5 protein-coding genes and 2 rRNA genes (1 of these 7 cut by a window edge) are annotated in these 6620 nt (G+C 58.1%); all 7 read left to right on the top strand.

Annotated elements, in window-relative coordinates; translation table 11 throughout:
* Positions 1–1079 (top strand): 23S ribosomal RNA (locus ACWHYZ_RS14145) (it extends 1934 nt beyond the left edge of the window).
* Between the two features lie 57 nt (positions 1080–1136).
* Positions 1137–1253: ribosomal RNA gene (gene rrf / locus ACWHYZ_RS14140) — 5S ribosomal RNA — on the top strand.
* Positions 1254–1728: 475 nt separating this feature from the next.
* A complete protein-coding gene (locus tag ACWHYZ_RS14135; protein WP_447983326.1) occupies positions 1729–2079 on the top strand; it encodes an IS3 family transposase in 351 nt (116 codons plus the stop codon).
* Positions 2076–2963, top strand: a complete 888-nt coding sequence (locus tag ACWHYZ_RS14130; RefSeq protein WP_447983071.1) for an IS3 family transposase — start codon at positions 2076–2078, stop codon at positions 2961–2963. The genes ACWHYZ_RS14135 and ACWHYZ_RS14130 overlap by 4 nt, the downstream gene beginning before the upstream one ends.
* A 764-nt stretch (positions 2964–3727) precedes the next feature.
* Entirely contained in the window at positions 3728–4576 is an 849-nt protein-coding gene (locus ACWHYZ_RS14125; protein ID WP_447983325.1) for an HlyD family secretion protein, read from the top strand.
* The gene (locus tag ACWHYZ_RS14120) at positions 4573–5520 is read left to right on the top strand and encodes an ABC transporter ATP-binding protein (protein ID WP_447983324.1); all 948 of its coding nucleotides are present in this window, start codon (positions 4573–4575) and stop codon (positions 5518–5520) included. The genes ACWHYZ_RS14125 and ACWHYZ_RS14120 overlap by 4 nt, the downstream gene beginning before the upstream one ends.
* Positions 5517–6611, top strand: coding sequence for an ABC transporter permease (locus ACWHYZ_RS14115; RefSeq protein ID WP_447983323.1), 1095 nt, complete (start codon positions 5517–5519; stop codon positions 6609–6611). Before ACWHYZ_RS14120 ends, ACWHYZ_RS14115 begins: the two co-directional genes overlap by 4 nt.
* Positions 6612–6620 lie beyond the last annotated feature (9 nt).

The raw sequence follows: 6620 nt of genomic DNA, 5'->3' as shown, positions 1-6620 counted from the left end.
GACGCCTGCCCGGTGCTGGAAGGTTAACCGGAGGGGTTAGCCTGCAAAGGCAACGCTCCGAAGGGAAGCCCCAGTAAACGGCGGCCGTAACTATAACGGTCCTAAGGTAGCGAAATTCCTTGTCGGGTAAGTTCCGACCTGCATGAATGGCGTAACGACTGGAGCGCTGTCTCAGGGAGTGACTCAGCGAATTTGTTGTTCCGGTGAAGAAGCCGGGTACCCGCAACTAGACGGAAAGACCCTGTGCACCTTTACTACAACTTGCCATTGGATGTTGGAAGGGTCTGTGTAGGATAGGTGGGAGGCTGTGAAGCCGGGCCGCTAGGTCCGGTGGAGCCACCGTTGAAATACCACCCTGATTGTTCTGACATTCTAACTCGGTCCGGTCAGCCCGGACGAAGACAGTGGCTGGTGGGTAGTTTGACTGGGGCGGTCGCCTCCCAAAAGGTAACGGAGGCGCCCAAAGGTTCCCTCAGGCTGGTCGGTAATCAGCCGTCGAGTGTAAAGGCAGAAGGGAGCTTGACTGCGAGACTGACAGGTCGAGCAGAGACGAAAGTCGGGCTTAGTGATCCGGTGGTCCCGCGTGGAAGGGCCATCGCTCAACGGATAAAAGGTACGCCGGGGATAACAGGCTGATCTCCCCCAAGAGTTCACATCGACGGGGAGGTTTGGCACCTCGATGTCGACTCATCGCATCCTGGGGCTGAAGCTGGTCCCAAGGGTTGGGCTGTTCGCCCATTAAAGCGGTACGAGAGTTGGGTTCAGAACGTCGTGAGACAGTTCGGTCCCTATCTGTTGTGGGCGCAGGAGATTTGCGAGGGGCTCTCACTAGTACGAGAGGACTGTGAGGGACGGACCGCTAGTGTGCCGGTTGTCGCGCCAGCGGCAGTGCCGGGTAGCTATGTCCGGAAGGGATAATCGCTGAAAGCATCTAAGCGAGAAGCCTGCCTCAAGATGAGATCTCCCGGGGCGTAAGCCCCCTAAAGACCACTCGTAGACCACGAGTTTGATAGGCTGGGTGTGGAAGGGCCGTAAGGTCCGTAGCTAACCAGTACTAATCGGTCGTGCGGCTTAACATGACATCCCATTGCTTCTGACAGACCTGGTCTGCGCACACACCTGTTCACCCCAAGATTCCCGGTGGCCATGCCGGAGGGGCCCCACCCGTTCCCATCCCGAACACGGAAGTTAAGCCCTCCAAGGCCGATGATACTGCTGCCGCGAGGCCGTGGGAAAGTAGGACGCTGCCGGGATACAACAAGGCCCGCTGGTCGAAAGACTGGCGGGCTTTTTTATGTGTACCCCAGCAGCGTTTCCTACTTTATCGAAGCTCACTGGTCGCCAAGTACCTATCCGACCGCATGTGATCGAAGCGGGCAGTACAAGCGAAGCTTGGGATGGACCTCTGCCGGGTTTCAAAAGGGCCCACTTAGAGAAATCTAGTGGGCCTTTTTCTTTAATATAACCAGATATGGGAAGGACGCGGGCTCAGGTGCTCCGGTTCGACCGGACTAAGCCTCCATCTGCTTGCCTGCGGAACTCGCCTCGCCAACCAGCCTCGCTGAGACTCGGCTCTAACAGTCCTCGGCATCCGCATCTGTGGACCGCATCTGATCGGCAAGTCTGGTAACCCGAACCTCCGCAATTCGCGACGTGAGGTCCACCTAAACCGGACCCGGTTTCTTTGGACAGTCATTTGGATCACAATACTGTCCAAGGAGGCTGGGAATGGATCGATCGAAATCTTCAAAAGAGCCAGTACCGTTTCGCGAGGACTCTGAGCCGCCTGAACGGTGGAGTGCCCAACGGAAGACGGAACTGGTCCTTCGGCTCCTGCGGGGCGAACCGCTAGACAGCGTGTCGCGAGAGAGCCAAGTCCCGGCCCATGAGCTCGAGAGCTGGAAACGGGCATTCCTGGAAGCGGGGGCCCGGGGGTTGAAACGCCACACCGATCCGGAAGACCGGGAGCTGATCCGGACACGCGCCAAGTTAGGGGAAGTGATGATGCGCCTGGAGCTCGCCGAAGATCTGCTCGAAAAAAAAGGGTACGGGGAGGAATTGAAGAAGCGCAGGCCATGAGGACTCACATCAGTCCCAGTACCGGTCGCCGATATCCCCTCGCCCTGATCTGCCGGGTGTATGGCTTGGCGCGGTCGACCGTCTATGCTGACCGGCCGGCGCCGACCCCGGCCGCGACACGCAAGCGCGGACCGAAAACGCCGGTCAGTGATCAGAAGCTGGTCACCGCTATTCGGCAGGTCCTGACGACAAGTCCGTTCCATGGGGAGGGCTATCGCAAGGTGCGCGCCCGCCTAAGCCACGCGGGCATCCGCGTCGGCGGCAAGCGCGTCTTGCGCCTGATGCGGCAGCATCAGCTCTTGGCCCCGCGCCGGCTTGGACCGCCCAATGGCAATCCCGCGCACGATGGCCGCATCATCACAGATCGGCCCAACGTGATGTGGGGGACCGATGCCACGCGCTTCTATACCAAGCAGGAGGGCTGGTGCTGGTTCTTTGGCGCTGTGGATCACCATACCGATGAGGTGGTCGGCTGGCATGTGGCCAAGCGCGGCGATCGCTGGGCCGCCCTCCAACCGCTGCGCGATGGGGTGCAGACGATGTTTGGCCTCTTCGCCAAAGAGGTTGCCCGCGGCCTGCAGATTCGCTGTGACTGGGGCCCGCAATATATCGCCGCGGCCTGGATCCAGGAAGTCCACTGGCTCGGGATGACCATCTGCCCCAGTTTTGTTGGCGAGCCACAATGCAATGGCGTGGCCGAACGGTTTATGCGCACGCTCAAAGAACACTGTCTCTACCTGCATCAGTTTGAGAGCCTCGAGCAGGCCAGGCAGATCATCGGAGAATTCATCCACCGGTATAACCACCAGTGGCTGATCGAGCGCCTGGGCCACCGTACCCCAGTACAAGCACGCTTGGATGCTCAGCAGCCAGAGGCCGCCTAATGCGAGGCAGCCAGTTCATGGCGGGATCCACCTGAAAAATGACGCACACAGTTGACTCAGGATCCAGGATCGCCGGTCGACCCAATACTCACCATAGGGGCAAAATCGGTCCAATGAACGCTGAGACCGCGATCATTGAAAATGGGACCACCCTATTTAAGAGGAACACTGTCCAGAAAACCGGGTGCGGTACACACCATCGCGCTGGACAGTACCCTTCAGCTAAACGAGACGAAGTGGAGCGCTGCAGTCGCTTGTATACCGCAGCGCTGCGAAGACTAGGCGATGTGATCGAACGCGGCGAGACGAGCAAGCTTGGTTGCAGATAGAGTGCAGTTTCTATGTGGGAGCCGCTGATACCCAATCAGCGGGCCCCCCAATGGTAGCTTCGATGTAGCAAACGTATCTATTACTCGCTGCCCGAAGGGTTCTGACAAGACAGCAAACCTAACCGCAGGTACAGGCCCTACATTATTGATTGGTAGAGGGACCTGTAACTTTTGACAGTCCTAACTTAGTGGCAGTTTTTGTAGTATCTCCCACCGCACGGGCAATCGGTTTCTCTCTAGTGGGAGATTTGTGAAGTGCATCCGTCGCGAGGTTCAGTGTAGCGCGTTGCACCAGATATTATGGGAATCTGCTACCGACCAGACCCTGATCCGACCCCAAAGATATTCCCATTCACACTAGCCTTCGGACTTCTATTGGGCGCTTGCTCCAATGAATCCCCCTCGACCTATCAAGGTTATGTGGAGGGAGAATTTGTGCATGTTGCCTCTCCTCTTGCCGGGCGACTTGAGCAACTGCTCGTTCAACGAGGAGAGTCCGTCGAGGCAAAAAGCCTATTGTTTACTCTTGAGGCAGAACAGGAGAAAGCGGCGAAGCGGCAGTCCGAAGAACAACTGAACGCCAGTTCTGCACAACTCGCAGATGTGAGTACGGGGCAGCGTGGCTCTGAGCGCGACGTAGTCAGTGCTCAACTGGCGCAAGCGAAGGCCGCCGAACGACGATCCGCCGCTCAGCTCAAGCGCGATCAAACGCAGTATGAAATCGGCGGCATTTCGCAAAGCCAGTTCGAAGATTCCCGGGCCCGTCACGAGATCGATGCTGCCCGCGTACGTGAGCTAGCGAGCCGCCTTGAAGTATCGCGCCTGCCGGCGCGCGATGATCAGATTCGCATGCAGTCAGCACAGGTAGCCGCGGCGCGTGCGGCGCTCGAGCAAGCAGAATGGCGCCTGGCTCAGAAACGTATCGAGGCGATGCAGGCCGGAATCGTCGTCGACACACTGTATCGCGTGGGCGAATGGGTACCGGCCAGTAGTCCGGTTGTACGGATGTTGCCGCCTGGCAATGTAAAAATCCGGTTCTTCGTTCCAGAACCGATTGCGGGACAACTCAAGCTTGGCCAGAATATCGGCATCCGCTGCAGCGGCTGCGAAGCAGATCTGAGCGCGACAATAAGCTATATTTCTCTGGAACCTGAGTATACCCCTCCGATCATCTACAGCAATGACACGCGTGCGAAATTCGTATTCATGATCGAAGCGCGTCCTCCGAGGGAGTCCGCCTCGCGGCTTCGTCCAGGGCTACCAGTGGCTGTGGTGTGTCGATGACCGCACAGAGGATGTCGCCCTACGCCATCGATGTCCATGGGTTGAATAAGCGGTTTGGTAACAAGCATGTGGTCAAGGATGTCTCGCTGCAAGTTAAGCGGGGAGAGATCTTTGGGTTTCTGGGACCAAACGGTAGTGGCAAGACCACCTCGATCCGCCTCATGTGCGGGCTGCTCACGCCGGATTCAGGTTCGGGGACTTGCCTGGGCTTCGACATTCGCCGTGAAAGCAATGAAGTCAAACGACGAGCGGGTTACATGACTCAGCGCTTCTCGTTCTGGGAAGACCTGTCGATCCGTGAGAACCTCGATTTCTTTGCACGCGTCTACGAAATGCCCAATCGCCGTGCCGTGGTGGAACGGGCGCTTGAAAATCTGGGCCTCGCTTCGCGCGCGACGCAGTTAGCGGGAGCGCTGTCGGGCGGCTGGAAACAGCGGTTGGCCCTCGCCGCGTGCATGCTGCACGAACCCGAGCTGCTGCTGCTCGATGAACCCACCGCCGGCGTGGACCCTTCGGCGCGCCGAGACTTTTGGGAGGAGTTGCACCGGCTCGCCGCGCGCGGAATTTCGATTCTGGTGAGCACGCATTACATGGACGAGGCCGAACGCTGCCATAAGCTTGCATACATCGCCTACGGCAACCTTATCGCCCATGGGACAGCGGCAGAGGTCATCGCGGCGGAAGGACTGTCCACCTGGTCCGTTTTCGGTGGTCCTCTCTCGGAGATCGCCGAACGCCTCCAAGGCGAAGTCGGGATCGATCAAATGGCGGCGTTTGGGGCTGTACTCCACGTCACGGGAAAAGATTCGACAGCCCTCGAGGCGACCTTGCGCCAGGTCACGGCTGGTACCGGCTACAGGATTGCGCGCGCCGAGACCGGTCTCGAAGATGTCTTTATTCATCTCATGAAACGCTCGGCCGACAACTATGGAGCACGCACGTGAGGCGATTTTCACCCAAGCGCTGGTGGGGTGTCGTGATCAAGGAGTTTTTGCAGCTCCGCCGTGACCGCCTGACATTTGGCATGATTGTCGGCGTCCCAATAGGCCAGTTGCTGCTCTTCGGGTATGCAATTAATGGCGATCCGAAGCATCTGCGGACGGCCGTCGTGAGTGGTGATCAAAGCGAGTTTACACGCAGCTATCTCGCCGCCATGGAAAATAGCGGGTATTTCAGCATCGTCAAAGAACTCGCGACTGACGCTGACGCTCGGACAGCACTCGCGCGAGGCGACGTGCAGTTCGTTCTGACGATTCCCTCAGGTTTCACACGCAACTTGTTACGCGGTGAGCGCCCCGCGATGCTTCTGGAAGCGGACGCAACGGATCCAGCGGCCGCGGGCGCCGCAACCGCGTCAGCGAGAGCCTTGATTCCCTATGGTCTGCGGAAAGACCTTCCGGAGGTCCGCACGCAGAAACTGTACAACCCCGAAGGTCTGACCCAGCACAATATTGTACCCGGCTTGATGGCCATCATCCTCACGATGACGATGGTCATGATGACAGGCTTGGCCATCACACGCGAGAAGGAACGCGGAACCATGGAAAACATGCTTGCCACTCCACTGCAACCAATCGAGGTCATGACGGGGAAGATTGTTCCGTATGTGTTTATAGGATTGATCCAGGCAACCATCATCGTGGTGGCGGCGCGATACCTGTTCGACGTACCGTTTTTGGGAAGAGTCATCGGACTGTTCATCGCCTCGCTACTCTTCATCGCTGCCAATCTCACGCTGGGAATCACCATTTCCTCCCTCGCCGGGACCCAGCTTCAAGCCATGCAGATGACGTTTTTCGCGCTCATGCCGTCGCTCCTCCTGTCCGGATTCATGTTTCCGTTTCAGGGTATGCCTGCCTGGGCCCAGGCTATTGGTAACGCGGTCCCTGTGACGTATTTCCTGCGTCTGGTTCGTGGCATTATGCTCAAGGGAAACCGATTACCCGACCTCTGGACTGACCTCTGGCCGCTGCTCGTCATCACAGCAGTCTTAATGACGGTCGCCACCGTCTTCTATCGCAAGACATTAGATTAATGGATTTGC

The organism is Nitrospira sp. Nam74, from assembly GCF_965152615.1.
Note: the sequence above shows the minus strand (reverse complement) of the source record. Positions and strands in the feature narration are given on the sequence as shown.

Excerpts from the sequence above, each read along its gene's own strand:
- ACWHYZ_RS14135 (WP_447983326.1), top strand. The coding sequence starts at position 1,729 with ATGGATCGATCGAAATCTTCAAAAGAGCCAGTACCGTTTCGCGAGGAC.
- ACWHYZ_RS14130 (WP_447983071.1), top strand. The coding sequence starts at position 2,076 with ATGAGGACTCACATCAGTCCCAGTACCGGTCGCCGATATCCCCTCGCC.
- ACWHYZ_RS14120 (WP_447983324.1), top strand. The coding sequence starts at position 4,573 with ATGACCGCACAGAGGATGTCGCCCTACGCCATCGATGTCCATGGGTTG.